This window comes from Bradyrhizobium sp. AZCC 2289, from assembly GCF_036924615.1.
GTDB lineage: Bacteria > Pseudomonadota > Alphaproteobacteria > Rhizobiales > Xanthobacteraceae > Bradyrhizobium.
The window spans coordinates 6336021-6357394 of the sequence record NZ_JAZHRY010000001.1; the positions used below are offsets into that span (position 1 = coordinate 6336021).

The window sequence follows — 21374 nt, forward strand, 5'->3', positions numbered from 1 at the left end:
CATGTCGATATCGCCCGGGGCGTAGCCCGCGCTGGCGAGGTTGCCAAGCAACCTGCCGTTCGTGTTCTGGAACTTGTCGACGCCGCAGCCTGCGTCGATCAACACCAGCTTGTCGCCGGTGTTGACGAGAATGGTGTTGATTTGCAGTCCCACCGGGCTGGACGGCTGGAAAGTGGATGTGAGCAGGCCTCTTGCGTCCTCGGCCCGATCGCCCCACAGCGTTTCGGCCGGGAATGCGAGCGTGCCGTCGCTGACGACGGTGATCTCGATGGTGCCGAGCTTGAAGCGGTAGAAGCCGGGCTGCGCCTGCTTGCCCGCCTGGGGCGCACGGGCGAGGGCGAGGGCGGTGGGGGCGAGTGCGGCGGCCCCGACGGCGGCAGAGCCGGCACGCAGGAGCGTCCGGCGGTCGAGCGTGAGCATGTCTCTTTCTCCATCGTTTGACGTTTGATCATTCGAGAATAGGCGTCGGTATTGATCACAGAAGCGATATTTCATAATATGATTGATCGTTGAATCGGATTAATCGCCGATGATGGAATTCGAGTTGTTACGTGCCTTTGTTGCCGTGGCCGATTGCGGCGGTTTCCACCGCGCTGCGGAGCGGCTCAACCTGACGCAGTCGACGGTGAGTCAGCAGATCAAGCGGCTTGAACTCGAGACCAAACGGCCCTTGTTCCGGCGGACAACGCGCAGTGTCGTATTGACCGACGATGGCGAGATGCTGCTCGGCGACGCGCGTCGCCTGTTGCAACTTGAGGAAGCGGCCCGTCATCGCCTGGCGGGGCCGCGGCTGTCTGGCACGGTGCGTCTCGGCGTGGTCGAGGAGGTCGCCGGCGGCTCGCTGCCTTCGGCTCTCGGCCGCTTCGCCAAGCTCCATCCCGGCGTGAAGCTCGAGGTGCAGATCGGCGTCAGCGCGGAATTGATCGAGCAACTTAATGCGGGGCGGCTTGACGTCGTTTTCGCAAAGCGCCCGCTCGGAACCTCGAAAGGGCGTCTGGTGTGGCGTGAGCCGCTGGTCTGGGCCGCGGCCGACACGTTCGATCTTGTTACGGGTGCGGCGCTGCCGCTGGCCCTGTATCGCGAGCGATCCGTTTCTCGCGAGGCTGCACTCGCCGCGCTCAATGACAAGGAACTGACCTGGGAGATCGTCTATACCAGCCCCAGTTTGACAGGCGTGCGCGCGGCGGCGCTCGCGGGCCTCGCCATCACCCCGCTTCCTGCCAGCGCGCTGATTGCGGGCTTGCGCATTCTCGGTGTGCAAGAAGGGCTGCCGCGGCTTCCTGACCTTGAGTTCGCGATCTACGAGAAGGCGCGGCCCGACAAGGCCGCCGCGGCACTGGCTGCGGTTCTGCCGACGCTTGCGCAGGGGCCATCGCGCCCGGCGATCTGAGAAGAACCGGCCCTTCAATCGTCGAGAGCCGGCTGTGGGTTGTCAAAAGCTGGATTTGAGGAAGGTCCGCTTCTGGCGCCAGACTCGGACATCGGCGGACGATGCGTGCCAACGAAAAGCCGCCCCGATCAGGCAGGCATCCATGCCTGGCGTTGACCGAAAATATTCGCAACAGCGGAAGTGGCCATCCGGGTCTTGATTGTGATTGGATACAGCCGGAATGATCTACGGGCATGAAGATCACAATTCTCGATTGAGGGCGGCCAATGGAAAGCATCAGCGACGGACATTTGCTATCAAGGCTTCTTTTGACGCTTGCGGCCATCGGATATGGTTTCGTGACGATCAAAGCCGATTTCAATCGCACCCATGCAACTAATCCATTATGGACGCCGCACGCACGCTTCCACGTCGTGTGGCAGGTACTGAGCTATACTGGAATCGCTGTCATCGCCCTCTGCCTGATTTGGCTGAAAGGACCGCTTCCGCGAGAAAGGTTGTTGTTTGCGGGGGCGCTTGGCGCTGCGGTTTATGGGGCTTTTTTCGCCACGCTAGTTGCGCGAAAGCTGTTTGGCGGCGCCCTCTATGATCAAAACGGCTACCCGCCCTTTCGATCGCCGGTAGGACCGTGGTTATGGGATGCGAACGTCACCGCGTTCAGTGTTTTGTCGACGATCTTGCTGGTCGGAATTTTCGTAGTGTGATCGATCTCCATTAAAGCATGTTGATCACCTGGAATGCTTCAGTTGGGTCAAACTCGGAAGAACCCAGTCTGAGCAAATGTCTTCCGGTTACCCCCGACAGCGGACATCGCTCGACGCAGTCGGCATGTCCCAAAGGTGCCAGCCGAAAACACGTTATGGGGTCAGAAAGAGGCCGCCAGCCCCACGGAGCCTCTTGGCGCAATGATCAGGCGGGGCTGCCTGCTCGATCGGCAGCCGGCGCCCCCGCGCGAGTATTTATCGTAGATACGTCCCGTCGGGCTTGGCCCGCTTGCCGCCGCTGGGAGCGGGAGTATATTTCGTCCATGGCTGTCAGCTCCCCCGATCTGAAAGCATTCTTGCTCGCCACACCTTTCTTCGGTGGCCTCTCAGACGCAAGCCTCGATCTCTTGATCTCAATGCTGGTCGAGCGCTGCTTCGACGTGGGCGCCACTGTCGTAGCGGAAGGAGAACCGGGGCGCTCAATGTTCGTTGTTCACTCCGGCGAGCTCGTGGTGAGCAAGCTGGGGGATTCGGGGCGCGTCATTCGCATGGCGGGCCTTGAGCCCGGCGATTTTTTCGGCGAAATGACGCTCATCGAAATGCAGAACCGATCAGCCACCGTCGTCGCGGAGAGCCCAACCGTGCTGTACGAACTCACGGCCCAAAAACTCTACGCGTGCTACAAGGCCGACATCCATGCGTATGTGATGGTGATGCAGAATATCAACCGCGAGCTTTGTCGCCGGCTCCGCCGCGCCGACAATCGCATTGCCGAGCTGCAGATGCTTCACGCGAGTCGATGACGCAGCCAGAATCGCCCATGTCTCAAATGAGTCAATCGCGCCGAGTTTAACATCTCTGCGGCATGTCCGGTCAGGGGGCAATCTCGGAGGTGCCGGTCGTCCGGTTTGCGCGCGGCGCAAGCGCGCCGTTGTCTATCCTGAGGAGCCGCGAAGCGGCGTCTCGAAGGATGGCCACGGGCCTCATGGTTCGAGACGCGCGAAGACGCGCTCCTCACCATGAGGATTCAAACAGGCAAATAACCGCGCAGCACCGGCAGGAAGAAGATCGCGATGTTGATTGCAAAGCCGAGGCTCCACAGGATCGAACGCAGCGTCGGGCGGTTGCCGAGATAGGTGAAGACATAGGCAATCCGCACGATCAGAAACAGCACCGCCAGCTCGTCGATCAGCCGCAGCGGCCCCAGCCGAAACTCCGCCAGCAGCACGGCGACCGCAAAGAACGGAAACGCCTCGATGCCGTTCTGATGGGCGCCGAGCGCCCGCGCCCGGATCGGGTCCTCGTAGAAGTCGGGATCGCGCGGCTTTGCATTGTCGAAGCGTTGATGCCCCATCCATTTGACGGAGGCGATCGTCAACAGATAGAGCATCAGCGTTCCGAAAACGCACCATTCGGCAACCGTCATGGTTCCTCCAGACCGCGGTAATCCATGGACAATATCGAACCAGCCATTATCTTGACAAGGATGGTGCAACGCGCGAAGCCACTGAAATCATGACCGTGGTCGCTCCCTTTGAAAGTGCAAAGCCGGCGCCGGAGTCGCAGCCGGAACGCGTCGGCGTGCTGCTGGTCAATCTCGGCACCCCCGACACATCAGACGCCAAAGGCGTTCGCGCCTATCTGAAGGAGTTCCTGTCCGATCCGCGCGTGATCGAAGATCAGGGGCTGTGGTGGAAGCTGATCCTGAACGGGGTGATCCTGCGCATCCGGCCCGGCCGCAAGGCGCGCGATTACCAGAAGATATGGAACACCGAGAAAAACGAATCCCCGCTCAAGACGATCACGCGCGCACAGGCCGAAAAGCTCGCCGCGGCGATCTCGGACCATGACCATGTCGTGGTCGACTGGGCGATGCGTTACGGCAATCCGTCGATCAAGTCGCGCATCGAGGCCCTGGCCGCGCAAGGCTGCGACCGGCTGCTGGTGGTGCCGCTCTATCCGCAATATTCCGCGGCGACCTCGGCCACCGTGTGCGATGAAGTGTTTCGCGTGCTGGCCGGGATGCGCGCGCAGCCGATCCTGCGGGTGACGCCGCCCTATTACGAAGACCCCGATTATATCGAGGCGCTCGCGGTCTCGATCAATGCGCATCTTTCGACGCTGCCGTTCCAGCCCGAGCTGATCGTCGCGTCATATCACGGCATGCCGCAAGAATATGTCGACAAGGGCGATCCCTATTATGCGCAGTGCGTCGCAACAACGGACGCCTTGCGCAAGTGCATGGACCTTGATGCGACAAAACTGATCCTTACCTTTCAATCGCGCTTCGGCTTCGATCAATGGCTGCAGCCCTATACCGACAAGACCATCGAAAAATCGGCGAAAGATGGTGTGCGCCGCATTGCTGTGGTGACCCCCGGCTTCTCCGCCGATTGCCTGGAGACGCTGGAAGAGATCGCGCAGGAAAACGCAGAGATTTTCAAGCACAATGGCGGCGAGCAATTTGCCTTCATCCCCTGCCTGAACGACAGCGAACCCGGCATGGACGTCATCCGCCAGCTGGTCTTGCGCGAATTGCAAGGCTGGATTTGATTGTTAATTGCGTTGCCTCGTCAATGATGAGGCCCTGATCTGGTCGGCGCATGTTAGGGTTCATTGATAGATTATAAGGGGAGCCCGTGAGGCGACGCGATTTCATCACCGTCCTCGGCGCCGCGGCGGCCCTTCCGTTCGCTGCGCGCGCGCAGCCAGCAGCGAAAATCCCGCGGATAGGCCTCCTGGTCAACGGCTCCCTTGAACAGCCGGATGTCCGTGTGGGCTTTGACATCGTTCGCCAGGCTTTTGCCGAACTCGGCTATGTCGCGGGAAAGAATATCGTCTTTGAACCGAGGGGGACGGACGGCACAATCGACCAGCTCCCGGCCGCTGCTTCCGAACTCGTGGGTCTCAAGGTTGATGTCATCGTGGCCATGGCGACGCCAGCCGGCCGTGCCGCCCAGCATGCAACTTCGACGATTCCGATCGTCGTCGGCTCGATGGGCGATCCCGTGCAAGATGGATTGGTGGCGAGCCTGTCGCGTCCCGGCGGCAATCTTACCGGGACCACCTTCCTCGGTCCGGAGCTTGTCCCCAAGCGTCTTGCCCTGTTGAAGGAATTGATGCCTTCGATATCGAAGATCGCCGTGCTTTGGCACCCCGGCGCGTTCTCCGAGCAGACGACATCAGGCATGTTGAAGCAGGTTACGGATACTGCTGATAGCCGGGACCTGCGGTTGCAATTGGCCGAAGTGCGCAGTCCGGATGAGTTCGAGCGCGCATTCTCCGATATGGCAAACGCGCACGCCGATGCGCTGTTCGAGTTTCCAAGCCCCATGTTCTATCAGGAGAGAAAGCGTCTCGTCGACCTTGCCGCAAAATACCGGCTGCCCGCGATGTACAACGCCCGGGAGTTTGTCGAAGTCGGCGGTCTCATTTCCTACGGGGCGAATATTCCGGATTTGAATCGCCGTACCGCGACCTACGTGGACAAGATACTCAAGGGGGCCAAGCCATCCGATATTCCGGTCGAGCAGCCGACCAAATTCGAGCTGGCGGTGAACCGCACGACCGCGAAGGCGCTCGGCATCGATGTGCCGCCGGCCCTTCTCGCCACAGCCGATGCGGTCATCGAATGAAATGAATTTCGCTTAGCCGTACTCGCGCAATGCACAGCCTATCGCCGGCCTGAAATTAACGGAGGACACGGCTAATTGAAGCAGGGCGTTTTCCGAACAAAACAAGCTACTTGTCGGGCGTTCGGAAGCCAACCATCTGGCGATGGCGAAAGGGATACATACCTATCCGGACCGAGAACAGCCGGGTGAACCGGCGCTGCCGGTGGGCAGACAAATATTGAGACCGCGCCCGGCAACGGTTCTTGCCGGCTTTGGAGGAATTTATGACTGGTTTCGACTTTTTCGCGATCGCACTCGTTTTGCTCGTCATTGTTACATTGTTCGCCGGCGTCAAGACCGTGCCGCAAGGTTATGACTGGACCATCGAACGGTTCGGCAAATACACCCGCACGCTGGCGCCGGGGCTCAATCTCATCATTCCCTATTTCGACCGCGTCGGCCGCAAGATGAACATGATGGAGCAGGTGATCAACATTCCCGAGCAGGAAGTGATCACCAAGGACAACGCCACCGTGACCGTCGACGGCGTCGCGTTCTTCCAGGTGTTCGACGCCGCCAAGGCCAGCTACGAGGTCTCCAACCTCAATCAGGCGATCATCGTGCTGACCATGACCAACATCCGCTCGGTGATGGGTGCGATGGATCTCGACCAGGTGCTGTCGCATCGCGACGAGATCAACGAGCGCCTGTTGCGGGTGGTCGACGCCGCCGTCTCGCCGTGGGGCCTGAAGGTCAACCGTATCGAGATCAAGGACATCGTGCCGCCCGCGGACCTTGTGGAAGCCATGGGCCGGCAGATGAAGGCCGAGCGCGTCAAGCGTGCCGACATTCTGCAGGCCGAGGGCCAGCGGCAATCTGAAATCTTGCGCGCAGAGGGTGCAAAACAGGGCCAGATCCTGCAGGCCGAAGGCCGCAAGGAGGCCGCATTCCGCGACGCCGAAGCGCGCGAGCGCTCCGCGGAAGCCGAGGCCAAGGCGACGCAGATGGTCAGTGAAGCCATCGCCAAGGGCGACGTCGCCGCGCTGAACTATTTTATCGCCGACAAATACATCAAGGCGTTCGGGCAGTTCGCGGACTCGCCGAACCAGAAGCTCCTGATGCTGCCGATCGAGGCGGTTAGCATTTTGGGCTCGCTGGCCGGCATCGGCGAGATCGCAAAAGCGACCTTCGGCGAAAGCGCCGCATCCGCCACGGCCGCCGCGCGCCGCTCCTCGGTGCCATCAGCCGGCCCCACACCGCCGCCGGTGGCGCCGCAGAGGTAAAGTTGTTTGGTAATGAGTGCATCGGCGCATGCGATCTCGTTCACCTCTCCCATTGGGAGAGGTCGGATCGCATCGCCGGATGCGATCCGGGTGAGGGGTCTCGGACTATCGATAGACCTTAACCCCTCACCCCAACCCTCTCCCATCGAAGTCGGATATATCCGACTTCGACAATTTAAGATGCCAACTCGGGTAAATCCGAGTTGGTTGGGAGAGGGGGCGCACCGCGGTCGTATTGTCGAGTTCGTTACAAAATAGAGGTCGTGTCATGGCCGAGATGTTTTCGACGTTAGGCACCTGGAATTGGCTGATCTTCGGCTTCATCCTGATGGCGCTGGAGCTGGCGGCACCCGGTGTGTTCCTGTTCTGGCTCGGGCTCGCTGCGCTGCTGGTCGGATTGCTGTCGTTCGCGATCGATCCATCCTGGCAGACGCAATTGTTGATGTTCGCGGTGTTCGCGGCCGCGGCGGTACCGGTATGGCGTCGGCTTGCGAAGAGCGAGGGCAGCGTCAGCCAGAGCAACCCGTTCCTCAACAAGCGCACCGAAGCGCTGATCGGCCGGGTGTTCACGCTGGAAAAGCCGATCGTCGACGGCGCCGGCACGGTGCGGATCGACGACACTGTCTGGCGCGTCGCCGGTCCCGATACGCCGGCCGGCAGCCGGGTCAGGATCGTGCAGGCCGACGGCGCCAGCCTGACGGTGGCGGCGGCTTAGCCCGTCCCGCGTTTACTCCAGCGCTCGGCAAAGTGATGCACGGCCAGAAAATTCTCCTGCAGCTCCTTGCCCAATTCGGTGAGGCGATAGCCGTCCCCGGCAACGAGTTCGACGAAGCCCGCCTCGCGCAGCTCCGTCAGCCGCGTCTGCAGGATGGTGGGGGAAGCTTCATCGCACGCGGTACGCAAGGCGCGCGAGGTCAGCGACGCCTCGCGCAGCTCCCAGATGATGCGCAGGCTCCAGCGCCGGCCCAGCAGGTCGAGCAGCGCCATGATCGGCCGGCCCGTGCGGGAGCCGCGGACGGCGCGCTTCTTCGTGACGGAAGCCGGTTTCGGCATCGAAAACCCTCTTGCGGACTGCTACAGATATTGTAGCGTATTGCTACAATTAGTGTAGCACAGGAGCCAGCCATGTCACGCATTGCGCCGCTCGAACCGCCTTACGCGCCGGATATTCAGCAGCAGTTCGACCGCATCATGCGCGGCGCGCCGCCGTTGGTGCTGTTCCGCGTCATGGCCGGCCAGCCCCGCGCCTGGGAGAAGTTTCGCGGCGGCAGCCTGCTGGACCGGGGGCCGCTGTCGTTGCGGGAACGCGAGATCGTCATCGATCGTACCACCGCGCGGAACGGTTGCGAATATGAATGGGGCGTGCATGTCGCGGCGTTTGCGGAAGCAGCCCAGCTCACCGACGAGCAGGTCCGCGCCACCGTACTCGGGGAATCCGATGCCGCATGCTGGTCGGCGGCCGAACAGGCGCTGATTGCCGCCGTCGACGCGCTGCATGAACGCGCGACGCTCAGCGATGCCGAATTCAAAGCGCTGTCGGCGCATTGCGACGATGCAAAGATCCTGGAGATCATCATGCTCTGCGGCTTCTATCGCACGGTGTCGTATCTGGCGAACACGCTGGCCTTGCCGCTGGAGACGACGGCGGCGCGGTTTCCGCGGTAACCGTCATTCCGGGTCGATGCGAAGCATCGAGCTAGGTGCGCAATTGCGCACCTGAGAATCTCGAGATTCCCCGATGCGCAATTGCGCATCTGAGGTTCGCGTATTCGACGGGCCCCGGAATGACGAGGACTACGCCACGCCGGCGCGCAACAGATCGTGCAGATGCACGATGCCGACCGGCTTGTTCGCGTCGGTCACGATCAGCGCGGTGATCTTGGACGAATTGAGCATCTCCAGCGCCTCGCCGGCCAGCGTGTCGCGGTCGATCGTCTTGGGATTCCTGGTCATGACCTCGTCGACCAGTGCCGTCATCAGATCCGGCCGCATCTGGCGCCGCAAATCGCCGTCGGTGACGATGCCGGCGATCTGGCCTCTGTTGTCGACGATGCCGACGCAGCCAAAGCCTTTCGAGGTCATCTCGACCAGCGCGTCGGACATTTTGGTGCCGAGCGGCTTGAGCGGCACGGCGTTGCCGGAATGCATGAGGTCGCGGGTATATTTCAACATGGCGCCGAGCTTGCCGCCGGGATGCAGCACGCTGAAATCGACCGAGGTGAAGCCGCGGCCCTCCAATAGTGCGATCGCCAGTGCGTCGCCGAGCGCGAGCATCATCAGCGAAGAGGTGGTGGGCGCGAGATTGTGCGGGCAGGCTTCGCGCGCCTTCGGCAGCGTCAGTGCGAAGTCGGCCGCCTTGGCAAGCGTCGATTCCCGCTCTGCCGTGATCGCGATCAGCGGGATGCGGAAGCGCGCGGCATAGCTGATCAGATTCCTCATCTCCGGCTGCTCGCCGGACCATGACAGCGCCAGGATGACGTCGTCGGCGGTGATCATGCCGAGATCGCCGTGGCTCGCCTCCGCGGCATGCACGAAAAACGCCGGCGTGCCGGTGGAGGCAAACGTCGCCGCGACCTTGCGGCCGATATGGCCTGATTTGCCCAGTCCCGTGACGATCAGCCGTCCCTTGGCGTTGCGGATCAACTCGGCCGCCGCATTGAAGAGGGCGCCGAGATCGGATTGCAGTGCCGCGGTCACGGCCGCGATGCCGCCGGCTTCCGCCTCGAGCGTGCGCAGGGCCGACTTGACAGCGGCATTCGCGGAATCGGTGCCGGATGATTTTGCCATCAGCGGTTTCGGATTGGCCATGTCTGGTCCCAGGGAGGGGGCCTCGGTCTCTTCGGCCCCGGAGCCCTCCTTAGCATGGCCCGCCGCGTGAGGCGACGCGCCCTTCCGGCTCTCAACGGCTCATTAACCATAATTGTTTTAACTCCATTAACGACGTTTCCACGCGCGCTTGGAACCCGTCGCTTAAGTAAGTGAATTTGTTGGGGTATTTTTATCGTGATGGCGGGTCCAGCAAGGGGCCGAAGCAGGCGCGCGACCCTCTTCCGCGCGCTTTTGCCATGCCTTGCGCTGATCGCGTCAGGTGAGGCGCCGGCGCTGGCCCAAACCGTCACGCCCGACCTGTTCAGCCCGACTCGCTCCAGCCAGATCACCGCGCCGGATTCGCCGTTGCGCCGCACCGGCATCGGCACCGTCGACAAAACCGGCAATGCCGCCGACGACGCAAGGCTCCGCGAACGCGACACCGATACCCCGGCGCCATCGCGGATCGGGCAAATCCCGAGTTACGGCCTGCCCGCCGCGAGCGGCGCCGCCGACATCGGCTATGACTCGCTCAATCGCAGGCGCAAGAAGCCGAAATATTATCCGGGCCAGGTGAAGCCGAAGCCGCCGACCGGACCCGGCAGTCTGCCGCCGCCGATTGCATCGAATGCGCCCCCGCGGCTTTCGATTCCGCCGTCGGAATCCGCCAACAAGGCGCCGATCCCCCCGGCGATGGCCGGCACGGTCGCAGGCCAGCCGCCGCGCAAGCGGCTCAGGATCGACGACGATCCGTTCGGCCCGGTCGGCGATTACGCCGGCGGTTTCCTGATCAAGTCGGCGCTCGAATTGAGAGGCGGCTACGACACCAATCCCGGGCGCACCTTTGTCCCGAAGGGCTCGCCGGTCTACGTCATCGCGCCGGAATTCCTGGCCGTCTCCAACTGGGAGCGCCACGCGCTGGTGGCTGACTTGCGGGGATCGTTCACGGGTTACACCAACACCTTTCCGCCGGTGGACGGCGTGGCGTCGTCGGCGCCGACCAATGTCGATCGCCCGGATTTCATCGGCCATGTCGATGGCCGGCTCGATGTCACCCATGACACAAGGTTGTTGGCACAGACGCGGCTGCGCGTCGCCACCGACAATCCCGGCAGCCCGAACGTGCAGGTCGGCCTCGCCAGATATCCGGTCTACGCGACGTTCGGCGGCACCTTCGGGCTCGATCAGAATTTCAACCGGCTTCAGCTCTCCGGAGGCGCCACGGTCGACCGCACCGTCTATCAGAACTCGGTATTGACCGATGGCTCCGTCACCAGCAACGACGATCGCAACTACAATCAGTTCGGCGGCCTCGGCCGTGTCAGCTACGATTTGATACCTGGCCTCAAGCCGTTCGGCGAGATCGATGGCAACGTCCGCTCGCACGACCTGCTGGTCGATCGCAACGGTTATCAGCGCAATTCCAGCGGCGGAAGCGTCAGGGCCGGCACCACCTTCGAATTCTCCCGGATTTTGATCGGCGAAGCTTCGATCGGCTGGGCGGCGCGCACCTACGAGGATCAGCGGCTGCTGCCGTTGCAGGGCCTGCTGACGTCGGCCTCGCTGATATGGTCCGCGACGCCGTTGACGACGGCGAAATTCATCGCCACGACGTCGATCGACGAGACCACGGTGCCCGGCGTCTCCGGCGTTTTGACGCATCTCTACACCGCGGAAGTCGATCACGATTTCCGCCGCTGGCTCACGGGCATCGGAAAATTCACCTGGGGCACGCAGGCCTATCAGGGCGATCTGCGCTTCGACCGCATCTATTCGATCTCCGGTGACCTCGTTTACAAAATGAACCGCAGTTTTTGGGTCACGGGCACGCTGCGCCGCGACTGGTTGAATTCGAACATCCCCGGCAACAGCACCGCGTCGACGGTGGTGATGCTGGGCGTGAGGCTGCAGCACTAGGGCTGATACGCGGGCGATACCAGCTGGGCCGCGCCGGCTATCAGGTCGGATCGTCAGCCGGCTTCCTCCGCCAAAGAAGACCGAAACTTAACCGGTGCGAAATAACCTGCCCCTGGGGCGGGGAGCATCATGTCCGATTCAGTCCAGATCCATTGCAAACGATGCCGGTCCACTTTTCGGGACAGGGCGCGAAGGGTTCAGCCCGGATATTCCAGGCAATGCCCGAGTTGCGAAGTGGTCATCTTTTTTGAAGAGAGCTCAAGCGACAAGAACGTTCAAACAGCCCTGCTGGCCGCCCGCAGGCTGCGGCGCGTTCTCCGGGAGAGCGAAGGCGTGAAGGCGGTCGCGAAACCGGAAACGATCTACGACCGGTCATCGTAGCGCGGGTTGCCGGGACAAGCCCGGTACCGACGCCGCCTCACCTCGGCAGCGTCGTGCTTCCCATCAGATACTGATCGATCGCCCGCGCGCACAGCCGGCCTTCGCGGATCGCCCACACCACCAGCGATTGGCCACGGCGCATGTCGCCGGCGGAGAACACGTTGGGGCGCGAGGTCTTGTAGTCGGTCAAATTGGCGCGGACGTTGCCGCGCTGGTCGAGATCGACGCCGAGCATCTTCAGCAGGCCCTCGTGCACCGGATGCACAAAACCCATCGCCAGCAGCACCAGCTGCGCGTCGAGGTCGAATTCGGTGCCGGCGATCGGCTTGAACTTGTCGTCGACCTGCACGCAATGCAGTTTTTGCACCTTGCCGTCGACGCCGGAGAATTTCTGCGTCAGCACCGCGTATTCGCGCTTGGCGCCTTCGGCCTGGCTCGACGAGGTCCGCATCTTCAGCGGCCAGTTCGGCCAGGTCAGGCCCTTGTTCTCATGCTCGGGCGGCGCCGGCATGATCTCGAGTTGCGTCACCGATTTAGCGCCCTGACGGAACGACGTGCCGATGCAGTCGGAGCCGGTGTCGCCGCCGCCGATCACGACCACGTGCTTGCCCGCGGCGAGAATTTCCGAAACGTCGCCGAGTGGCTCACTCGAGACGCGGCGGTTCTGCTGCGGCAGGAAATCCATCGCAAAATGGATGCCGTCGAGATCGCGGCCGGGGATCGGCAGATCGCGGCCGGCTTCGGCGCCGCCGGTCAGCGCCACCGCGTCATATTGATTGAGCAGTTCGCGCGGATCGATCGCGCCTTGTGTGCTGCCGCCGACATGGGCGCCGTAATGGAACGTGACGCCCTCGGCTTCCATCTGCGCCACGCGGCGGTCGATGATGTGCTTTTCCATCTTGAAGTCGGGAATGCCGTAACGCAGCAGGCCGCCGGCCTTGGCGAATTTCTCGTAGACATGGACGTCGTGGCCGGCGCGCGCGAGCTGTTGGGCGGCGGCAAGCCCCGCCGGGCCCGAGCCGATGATCGCGACCTTCTTGCCGGTCCTCGCGGGGGCGATTTCCGGCTTCAGCCAGCCATTGTCCCAGGCGCGGTCGACGATGGCGCATTCGATGGTCTTGATGGTGACCGGGTTGTCGTCGATGTTCAGCGTGCAGGAAGCCTCGCACGGCGCCGGACAGATGCGGCCGGTGAATTCCGGGAAATTGTTGGTCGAGTGCAGATTGCGCGAGGCTTCTTCCCAGTTGCCCTGATAGACGAGGTCGTTGAAGTCGGGGATCTGGTTGTTGACCGGACAGCCGGGCGTGCCCGGCTGCACCGAGCCGGTGCCGTGGCAATAGGGAATGCCGCAATTCATGCAGCGCGCGGCCTGGTCGCGGGTGTCTTTCTCGCTCAAGGGAATGACGAATTCGCGATAGTGCTTTACGCGCTCTGTGACCGGCGAGTACTTGCGCTCGTTCCGGTCGATCTCGAGAAAACCTGTGATCTTGCCCATTAAACCTGACGCCCCTGCATACCTACTTCGTCTTCGTTGCTTCCCGTCGTTCCCCCGTCATTGCGAGGAGTGGAGCGACGAAGCAATCCATGTTTCGCCTGTGGCCTGATGGATTGCTTCGCTGCGCTCGCAATGACGGTTTTGAGTTCTCTTGTGCCTATGCCCCGATCGCGATTTTCGGCTCGGCGTCGGCGTGGGCCTTCATTTCCTTCAGCGCGCGGCGGTATTCCACCGGCATCACCTTGCGGAATTTCGGCAGCCAGATCTTCCAGTTCGCCAGAATCTCGGCGGCCTTCTTCGAGTCGGTCAGCTTGGCGTGGCGCGTGATCAGGACGTGCAGCCGCTCGACGTCGGAATCGAGCAGGTTCTGGAACACGTCGACCCGGCCATGCGCTTCGAGATCGCCGGAGTGGTGATAGGTGTTGGCGTTGATATTCTCTTCCGACAGCACCGGTTCGAGTTCGACCATCGCCATGTTGCAGAGTTTTGCGAAGTCGCCGGCCTCGTCCAGCACATAGGCGATGCCGCCCGACATGCCGGCCGCAAAATTGCGTCCGGTCTTGCCCAGCACCACCACGATGCCGCCGGTCATGTATTCGCAGCAATGGTCGCCGGCGCCTTCGACCACGGCGATCGCGCCGGAGTTACGCACCGCGAAGCGCTCGCCAGCGATGCCGCGGAAATAGCATTCACCCTCGATCGCGCCATACATCACGGTATTGCCGACGATGATGGATTCCTCCGGCACGATGCCGGAATTGTGCGGCGGCTTGACGATGATGCGGCCGCCGGACAGGCCCTTGCCGACATAGTCGTTGCCTTCGCCTTCGAGATCGAAGGTGACGCCGCGCGCGAGCCAGGCGCCGAACGCCTGACCCGCGGTGCCCTTGAGGCTGACCTGGATGGTGTCATGCGGCAGGCCGGCATGGCCGTAGATCTTCGCTACCGCGCCCGACAGCATTGCGCCGGCCGAGCGGTCGGTATTGTTGATCTCCTCTTCGATCTTGACCGGCGCGCCGCGGTCCAGCGCCGCCTGCGCCTTCTCGATCAGCCGGCGGTCGAGCACGGCCTCCAGGTGATGGTTCTGCTTTTCCGAGTGATAGATCTTCTGGCCCGGCAGTTCCTTCTGGCGCACGAACAGCTTTGAGAAGTCCAGTCCCTTGGCCTTCCAGTGCGCCACCAGCTTGGACTGGTCGAGCATCTGGGTCTGGCCGACCATCTCGTCGAAGGTGCGGTAGCCGAGATGCGCCATGATCTCGCGAACTTCCTCGGCGACGAAGAAGAAGTAGTTGATGACGTGCTCGGGCTGACCGGTGAAACGCTTGCGCAGCACGGGATCTTGCGTCGCGACGCCGACCGGGCAGGTGTTGAGATGGCACTTGCGCATCATGATGCAGCCGGCCGCGATCAGCGGTGCTGTGGCAAATCCGAACTCGTCGGCGCCGAGCAGCGCGCCGATCACGACGTCGCGTCCGGTGCGGAAGCCGCCGTCGACCTGGACCACGATGCGGCTGCGCAGCCGCTCGCGCACCAGCGTCTGGTGGGTTTCGGCGAGCCCGATTTCCCACGGCGAGCCGGCGTGCTTGATCGAGGTGAGGGGGGAGGCACCGGTGCCGCCCTCAAAACCTGCGATGGTGACGTGGTCGGCGCGCGCCTTGGCCACACCGGCCGCAACCGTGCCGACGCCGATTTCGGAGACCAGCTTGACCGAGACCTGACCGTCCGGATTGACGTTCTTGAGGTCGTAGATCAGCTGCGCCAGATCCTCGATCGAATAGATGTCGTGGTGCGGCGGCGGCGAGATCAGGCCAACGCCGGGCGTCGAATGCCGGACGCGGGCGATGATGGCGTCGACCTTGTGGCCGGGCAGTTGTCCGCCTTCACCGGGCTTGGCGCCCTGCGCCATCTTGATCTGCATCATGTCGGAGTTGACGAGATATTCCGTCGTCACGCCGAAGCGTCCCGAAGCGACCTGCTTGATCGCCGAGCGCATGCTGTCGCCGTTCGGCAGCGGCTTGAACCGATCGCTTTCCTCACCGCCTTCGCCGGTGTTGGACTTGCCGCCGATCCGGTTCATCGCGATCGCCAATGTCGTGTGCGCCTCGCGCGAGATCGAGCCAAAACTCATCGCGCCGGTGGCGAACCGCTTGACGATGTCCTTGGCCGGTTCGACCTGATCGAGCTTGATCGGCTTGCGCTTCTCGTCCTCGGCGGTCTTGATCCGGAACAGGCCGCGCAGCGTCAACAGCCGCTCGGACTGCTCGTTGAGGATCTTTGCGAACGACCTGTAACGCTCCAGCGAATTGCCGCGCGCGGCATGCTGCAGCATCGAGACCGATTCAGCCGTCCAGGCGTGATCCTCGCCGCGGGTGCGGTAGGCATATTCGCCGCCGACGTCGAGCGCGGTCTTGTAGACCTGCGCATCGCCGAATGCGTCCGCATGGCGGCGTGCGGTTTCCTCGGCGATTTCGGCCAGGCCCACGCCCTCGATGCGGGTGTGGGTGCCGACAAAATACTTGGCGACGAAGTCCGCCTTCAATCCGACGGCGTCGAAAATCTGCGCGCCGCAATAGGACTGGTAGGTCGAGATGCCCATCTTGGACATCACCTTGAGCAGGCCCTTGCCGATCGACTTGATGTAGCGCTTGACGATTTCGTAGTCGCCGAGCGCGCCCGGCAGCCGGTCCTTCATCGCGATGATGGTTTCGAACGCCAGATATGGATTGATCGCTTCGGCGCCGTAACCGGCCAGACAGGCGAAATGATGCACTTCGCGCGGTTCGCCGGATTCGATCACGAGCCCGACCGAGGTGCGCAAGCCGGTGCGGATCAGATGATGATGCACGGCGGCGCAAGCGAGCAGCGAGGGGATCGGAATCCGGTCCGAGCCCGCCATGCGGTCGGACAGGATGATGATGTTGATGCCTTCGCGCACCGCGCCTTCGGCGCGCGCGCACAATTCGTCGAGCACCTGTTCCAGACCCGCCGCGCCGAAGCCGGCGTGGAAGGTGGTATCCAGCGTACGCGACTTGAAATGGGCTTCGGCGACGTCCGAGATCGAGCGGATCTTTTCCAGATCCGCGTCGGTCAGGATCGGCTGGCGCACTTCGAGGCGCTTGGTGGACGCCATGCCCTGCAGGTCGAACAGGTTCGGCCGCGGCCCGATGATCGACACGAGGCTCATGACGAGCTCCTCGCGGATCGGATCGATCGGCGGGTTCGTCACCTGCGCAAAATTCTGCTTGAAATAGGTGAACAGCGGCTTCGGCCGGTCCGACAGCGCCGAGATCGGCGTGTCGTTGCCCATCGAGCCCGCGGCTTCCTCGCCGGTGGCCGCCATCGGCGTCATCAGGATCGTGACGTCTTCCTGGCTGTAGCCAAACGCTTGCTGGCGGTCGAGCAGCGGCAGGTTGGAGCGCATGCCCTTGGAGGCCGCATCCGGCAATTCCTCGAGCTGAATCTGGGTGCGGCCGAGCCAGTCGCGATAGGGATGGCTCTTGGCGAGCTGCGCCTTGATCTCGTCGTCGGGAATGAGCCGGCCCTGTTCGAGGTCGACCAGCAGCATCTTGCCGGGCTGCAGCCGCCACTTGGTGACGATGTCTTCCTCGGGGATTTTCAGCACGCCCATTTCGGACGCCATCACGATGCGGTCGTCCCTGGTCACGAGATAGCGCGCCGGGCGCAGGCCGTTGCGGTCCAGCGTGGCGCCGATCTGGCGGCCGTCGGTAAACGCAATCGCGGCGGGGCCGTCCCACGGCTCCATCAGCGCGGCGTGATATTCGTAGAAGGCGCGGCGCGTCTCATCCATCAGCGGATTGCCGGCCCAGGCTTCCGGAATCATCATCATGACCGCATGCGGCAGCGAGTAGCCGCCCTGCACCAGGAATTCGAGCGCATTGTCGAAGCAGGCGGTGTCGGACTGGCCCTCATAGGAAATCGGCCACAGCCGGTTGATGTCCTTGCCGTACAGTTCCGAATGCACGGAAGCCTGTCGCGCGGCCATCCAGTTGACGTTGCCGCGCAGCGTGTTGATCTCGCCGTTGTGCGCGATCATGCGGTACGGATGCGCCAGCGACCAGGTCGGGAAAGTGTTGGTCGAGAAGCGCTGATGCACCAGCGCCAGCGCGCTCTCGAAATCGGGCTCGTGCAGATCGGGATAATACTTGGCGAGTTGGTCGGCCAGGAACATGCCCTTGTAGATCACGGTGCGGCACGACATCGAGACCGGGTAGTAGCCGGCAAGACCGCGGTCGCGGCGCTGATAGATCGCCTGCGAGATCGACTTGCGCAGGATGTAGAGCCGGCGCTCGAAATCGTCCTCGGTCTTCGCCGTGCCGTTGCGGCCGATGAACACCTGCATGTTCGCAGGCTCGGTCGGCTTGACGGTTTCGCCGAGCGAAGAGTTTTCGGTCGGCACGTCGCGCCAGCCGAGCAGCGTCAGCCCTTCCTGCTTGATCTGTTCGGCGACGATGCTCTTGATGATATTGCGCCATGCCGTCTCGCGCGGCATGAACAGCGCGCCGACCGCATATTCGCCGGGGTTCGGCAGCTGGAAGCCGATCTCGGCCGCCTTGCGCACGAAAAAATTATGCGGGATCTGCACCAGGATGCCGGCGCCGTCGCCGGCGCGCGGATCGGCGCCGACCGCGCCGCGATGCTCGAGGTTGCAGAGAATGCTGATCGCGTCGGAGACGATCTGATGCGACTTCTTGCCCTTGATGTTGGCGATGAAGCCGACGCCGCAGGAATCCTTTTCCAGGCTGAGGTCGTATAGGCCCTCGGCCGGCGGACGCCAGGTGTGCTCGCGCGCCACTTCCGCCGGTTTCGAGGCCGCGGTCGACGACAGCGATTCTGTCACGATGTTTTCGCGCTCGATTTCCGACCCGCTCATCTCAATCCTCTCAATCAGGCTAAGGGCCTCACCGTCATCGTCGGCGCACCTTGGGCGCTTGCGGCACCCACCGGGCCACCGCTCGTCCTCCGCGAGCCGCAATTTCATAAATTCAGGCCTGGGCGTTCAACGTCCCTGAGGAACGGCCTTGCCTGCACTTTCCTTGGTGCTCGAAGCGCCAAGTTTTCGTTGCAATCCCTGTGCCGGGAAAGCCCCGTAATTGAGACAGTGATACTGTCCTAACTCCGACCATGCCAAATTTTTCTGTATCACACAAGCGCGTGAAAGTCCCCGCCCGCATGGCTGATCCTTGGCTGTTGCGGGTACGAACAGCCCGCCCCGGATTTGAAGCAAACGCGCCGCGATCCGGCCCAAGGTCCGCCGGATTCGGCCACCAGATTCGCGCCGGGACAAGGGCGCGAAGACGCCAAGGGGCCTACCAGCGGCTTACCTACCAGCGGCTTACAGGAGCATCGGCGATGAAGTTGTTCACAGGATGGGTCGTGGCGGCCGGACTGGCTCTGGCCGCGACCGGAGCGCAGGCACAGTTGCCGGCGCCCCATGTGGGTTACACGGCGGTATCCGATGTCAGCGGGCCCTATGCGGCGATGCCGCCGGAGGCGCCGGTTGCGCGCTACGGTCACGGGCCGACGCTGCTGCCGCCGATGGAGGTCTACACCGTGGTTCGCGAGGCCGGGTTTTCGCCGCTCGGCATTCCGCAGCAGCGCGGCGTCGTCTACACGATTTCCGTGATCGACCGCGGCGGCGACGATGGCAAGCTCGTCATCGACGCGCGCACCGGGCGGATCATCCGCTTCATGCCGGCCGACCGGATGGGCGACAATTTCAACGACGATCTGAACATCACCTATGGCGCGCCAGGACCGCTGCCGCCGATCGCCACTGTCCGGGGCGTGCCGCGTCCGCCGCGACCGATCCCGCATGTCGCCAGCCGCACGGTGCCGGTGCCGAAGGCAAGCCCGCTCGCCACCAGGCCCGCGCCGGAGCCGGCCCAGCAAGCGGCGGCCGTGGCAAAACCTGCTGAAACGGCGCCGGTTCCGCCGGCCGCGGCTCCCACCGTCGGCCAGGCCAAGCCCGCCGCGCCGTCGATCCAGCCGACGCAGGAAATGCCCGCCGCGCAGGGGTTGGAGTAGAAGGGGCAGCCCCCCGTCGGACGGCGATGCCCGGCAACGAGAAGCCAATCGAGGCCTATTCCTTGTGTCCGGCGGCCGCCAGGATCAGGTCGGCGATCTCCCGGGGATGCGACACCAGCGACAGGTGACCGGCGTCCAGTTCCACGGTGGTTGCGTTCATGCGCCTGGCCAGAAATCGCTCCAGATCGGGGTTGATGGTCTGATCGAGCTTCGAGACCGCATACCATGACGGTTTTGAGCGCCACGCGGCCACGGTGGTTCGGCCGCCGAACAGGGACACGGCTGTCGGCTCCTGCACGGCATAGAGTACCTCGGCCTTTTTCGGCTCCACGCCATTTGCGAAATATTTGAGGAAAGACTCCTCGGACAGTTTGGTGAAACCGTCATGTTCCCTGATGCCGGCACGGACCGCGCCGGTCGGAAATTTTCCGGACAGCGCGACAAAATCCTCGCCGGCGTCGGGGCCGCGCGCGGCGACGTAGACCAGCGCCGACACTTTCGGGTCCACCCCGGTCTCGCTGATGACGGTGCCGCCCCAGGAATGGGCGACCAGCACGGTCGGGCCGTCCTGCAGCGCCAGGGCGCGGCGCGTCGCCGCGACGGAATCTTCCAGCGACGTCAGCGGATTTTGTACGGCGGTGACCTTCAACCCGGCGGCTTGCAGATAGGGAATGACTTCCGCCCAGCTTGAGCCATCCGCCCACGCCCCATGCACCAGCACGACATTTTTCGCCACGACCGGCGCGGCCGTTTGCGCCTGCGCCTGGAATCCGCCAAGCGTGCCCGCCAGCACGCCGATCGCCAGTGCCGTTGCAAACCGTACCATCTTCATCGAACCAACTCCGTGATTTAAGTCTTCCGCGCGATGCGGATGCTCCACGCAGATGTTTCGATCCGATGGCCTGCGATGTTACGAGGCACACGGCGTTGTGAAGCATTGAAAGGCGGGTGGGACGGCGCGCGAGTTGAGTAGCGACGTCATTGCGAGCCAACGGGTCGCGCGAACGCGCGCCCGATGACAGGCTCCGCGAAGCAATCCATCCAGCAGCGTAAAGAAAGAATGGATTGCTTCGTCGCGGAGTTTATCATCGGGCCCGCCGAAGGCGGGACCCGTTGGCTCCTCGCAATGACGGGGCATCAAAAAACGCCCCGGTTTCCCGGGGCGTTTTCACGTTCAGCCAAATATCTGCTGACGCTCGAACCGCGTTACGCGGCGACCTTGGCGGCCGAGCCGTCGACCACCTGCGGCGCCTCGGCGCCCGAAGAGATCGGAATGCTGCGGGGCTTCTTGGCCTCGGGGATCTCGCGGACGAGATCGACATGGAGCAGGCCGTTCTCGAGCGAGGCGTTCTTGACCTGCACGAAATCGGCAAGCTGGAAGGCGCGCTCGAAGGCACGCGCGGCGATGCCGCGGTACAGCACCTTGGAATTGTCGTTGCCGTTCTCGCTGGCGGTTTTCTCGCCCTTGATCGTCAGGGTGTTTTCCTTGGCGACGATCGAAAGCTCGCTCTGCGAGAAGCCGGAGACCGCAACGCTGATGCGGTAGGCGTTCTCACCGGTGCGCTCGATGTTGTAGGGGGGATAGCCGGGGCTGCCGTCGGCGGTGGCCTGATCGAGCAGGTTGAAGAAGCGGTCGAAGCCGACGGTGGAACGATAGAACGGGGTGAGATCGTAGGTACGCATAGGGTAGTCCTCCATTGAGCGACTGTTGCAATTACCCGCCCGCCATCGGGCCGG

Annotated in this window: 18 protein-coding genes and 1 pseudogene; 11 read left to right on the forward strand and 8 right to left on the reverse strand. The window is 63.0% G+C overall.

From position 1 onward, the window contains the following. Nucleotides 1-12: 12 nt before the first annotated feature. Nucleotides 13-495: pseudogene (locus V1289_RS49875) on the reverse strand (MBL fold metallo-hydrolase); the annotation flags it as partial. A 34-nt stretch (nt 496-529) separates the two neighbouring features. Between V1289_RS49875 and V1289_RS30105 the strand changes: the two are divergent. The 3 genes from V1289_RS30105 (at nt 530) to V1289_RS30115 (ending at nt 2897) form a co-directional block, all read left to right on the forward strand. Beyond that, nucleotides 530-1390, forward strand: a complete 861-nt coding sequence (locus tag V1289_RS30105) for a LysR substrate-binding domain-containing protein (protein WP_334401306.1) — start codon at nt 530-532, stop codon at nt 1388-1390. 266 nt (nt 1391-1656) lie between these two features. Next, on the forward strand, nt 1657-2094 hold the full coding sequence (locus tag V1289_RS30110) for a hypothetical protein (RefSeq protein WP_334401308.1): 438 nt from the start codon (nt 1657-1659) through the stop codon (nt 2092-2094). A 323-nt stretch (nt 2095-2417) separates the two neighbouring features. Next, complete coding sequence (locus tag V1289_RS30115; RefSeq protein WP_334401310.1) at nt 2418-2897, forward strand: Crp/Fnr family transcriptional regulator; 480 nt, start codon at nt 2418-2420, stop codon at nt 2895-2897. A gap of 224 nt (nt 2898-3121) precedes the next feature. Here the strand turns inward: V1289_RS30115 and V1289_RS30120 are convergent, their stop codons facing one another. Beyond that, nucleotides 3122-3520, reverse strand: a complete 399-nt coding sequence (locus tag V1289_RS30120; protein WP_334401312.1) for an MAPEG family protein — start codon at nt 3518-3520, stop codon at nt 3122-3124. Between the two features lie 89 nt (nt 3521-3609). On the opposite strand from V1289_RS30120, the gene hemH reads away from it, so the two are divergent. The 4 genes from hemH (at nt 3610) to V1289_RS30140 (ending at nt 7706) form a co-directional block, all read left to right on the forward strand. Then, a complete protein-coding gene (gene hemH / locus V1289_RS30125; RefSeq protein ID WP_334401314.1) occupies nt 3610-4647 on the forward strand; it encodes a ferrochelatase in 1038 nt (345 codons plus the stop codon). A gap of 86 nt (nt 4648-4733) precedes the next feature. Beyond that, nucleotides 4734-5729 (forward strand): ABC transporter substrate-binding protein, encoded by a 996-nt coding sequence (locus V1289_RS30130; protein WP_334401316.1) that lies wholly within the window; start codon nt 4734-4736, stop codon nt 5727-5729. A gap of 263 nt (nt 5730-5992) precedes the next feature. Then, entirely contained in the window at nt 5993-6991 is a 999-nt protein-coding gene (locus V1289_RS30135) for an SPFH domain-containing protein (RefSeq protein WP_334401318.1), read from the forward strand. 268 nt (nt 6992-7259) lie between these two features. Then, nucleotides 7260-7706, forward strand: a complete 447-nt coding sequence (locus V1289_RS30140) for an NfeD family protein (RefSeq protein WP_309182115.1) — start codon at nt 7260-7262, stop codon at nt 7704-7706. Here V1289_RS30140 and V1289_RS30145 read toward each other — a convergent pair. Further along, nucleotides 7703-8044: a winged helix-turn-helix transcriptional regulator gene (locus tag V1289_RS30145; protein ID WP_334401322.1), complete on the reverse strand. Its 342-nt coding sequence runs from the start codon at nt 8042-8044 to the stop codon at nt 7703-7705. The genes V1289_RS30140 and V1289_RS30145 overlap by 4 nt on opposite strands. Nucleotides 8045-8116: 72 nt before the next feature. On the opposite strand from V1289_RS30145, the gene V1289_RS30150 reads away from it, so the two are divergent. Continuing rightward, the gene (locus tag V1289_RS30150; protein ID WP_334401324.1) at nt 8117-8656 is read left to right on the forward strand and encodes a carboxymuconolactone decarboxylase family protein; all 540 of its coding nucleotides are present in this window, start codon (nt 8117-8119) and stop codon (nt 8654-8656) included. A 129-nt stretch (nt 8657-8785) separates the two neighbouring features. Here the strand turns inward: V1289_RS30150 and V1289_RS30155 are convergent, their stop codons facing one another. Further along, entirely contained in the window at nt 8786-9799 is a 1014-nt protein-coding gene (locus V1289_RS30155; RefSeq protein WP_334401326.1) for a KpsF/GutQ family sugar-phosphate isomerase, read from the reverse strand. 198 nt (nt 9800-9997) lie between these two features. Here V1289_RS30155 and V1289_RS30160 point away from each other — a divergent pair, with 198 nt between their 5' ends. Both V1289_RS30160 and V1289_RS30165 read left to right on the forward strand, forming a co-directional pair. Further along, a complete protein-coding gene (locus V1289_RS30160) occupies nt 9998-11716 on the forward strand; it encodes an outer membrane beta-barrel protein (RefSeq protein ID WP_334401328.1) in 1719 nt (572 codons plus the stop codon). A 234-nt stretch (nt 11717-11950) separates the two neighbouring features. Next, on the forward strand, nt 11951-12097 hold the full coding sequence (locus V1289_RS30165; RefSeq protein WP_334401330.1) for a hypothetical protein: 147 nt from the start codon (nt 11951-11953) through the stop codon (nt 12095-12097). Nucleotides 12098-12134: 37 nt separating this feature from the next. Here V1289_RS30165 and V1289_RS30170 read toward each other — a convergent pair whose 3' ends face one another. Together V1289_RS30170 and gltB are read right to left on the reverse strand one after the other, a co-directional pair. Continuing rightward, complete coding sequence (locus tag V1289_RS30170) at nt 12135-13592, reverse strand: glutamate synthase subunit beta (RefSeq protein WP_334401332.1); 1458 nt, start codon at nt 13590-13592, stop codon at nt 12135-12137. Nucleotides 13593-13749: 157 nt separating this feature from the next. Next, nucleotides 13750-18483 (reverse strand): glutamate synthase large subunit, encoded by a 4734-nt coding sequence (gene gltB, locus V1289_RS30175; RefSeq protein ID WP_334401334.1) that lies wholly within the window; start codon nt 18481-18483, stop codon nt 13750-13752. Nucleotides 18484-18962: 479 nt separating this feature from the next. Here gltB and V1289_RS30180 point away from each other — a divergent pair, with 479 nt between their 5' ends. Then, complete coding sequence (locus V1289_RS30180; protein WP_334401336.1) at nt 18963-19637, forward strand: hypothetical protein; 675 nt, start codon at nt 18963-18965, stop codon at nt 19635-19637. 55 nt (nt 19638-19692) lie between these two features. On the opposite strand, the gene V1289_RS30185 is transcribed toward V1289_RS30180, so the two are convergent. Both V1289_RS30185 and V1289_RS30190 read right to left on the reverse strand, forming a co-directional pair. Beyond that, a complete protein-coding gene (locus V1289_RS30185) occupies nt 19693-20463 on the reverse strand; it encodes an alpha/beta fold hydrolase (RefSeq protein WP_442896203.1) in 771 nt (256 codons plus the stop codon). Between the two features lie 380 nt (nt 20464-20843). Beyond that, on the reverse strand, nt 20844-21320 hold the full coding sequence (locus V1289_RS30190; protein ID WP_334401340.1) for an Hsp20 family protein: 477 nt from the start codon (nt 21318-21320) through the stop codon (nt 20844-20846). Nucleotides 21321-21374 lie beyond the last annotated feature (54 nt).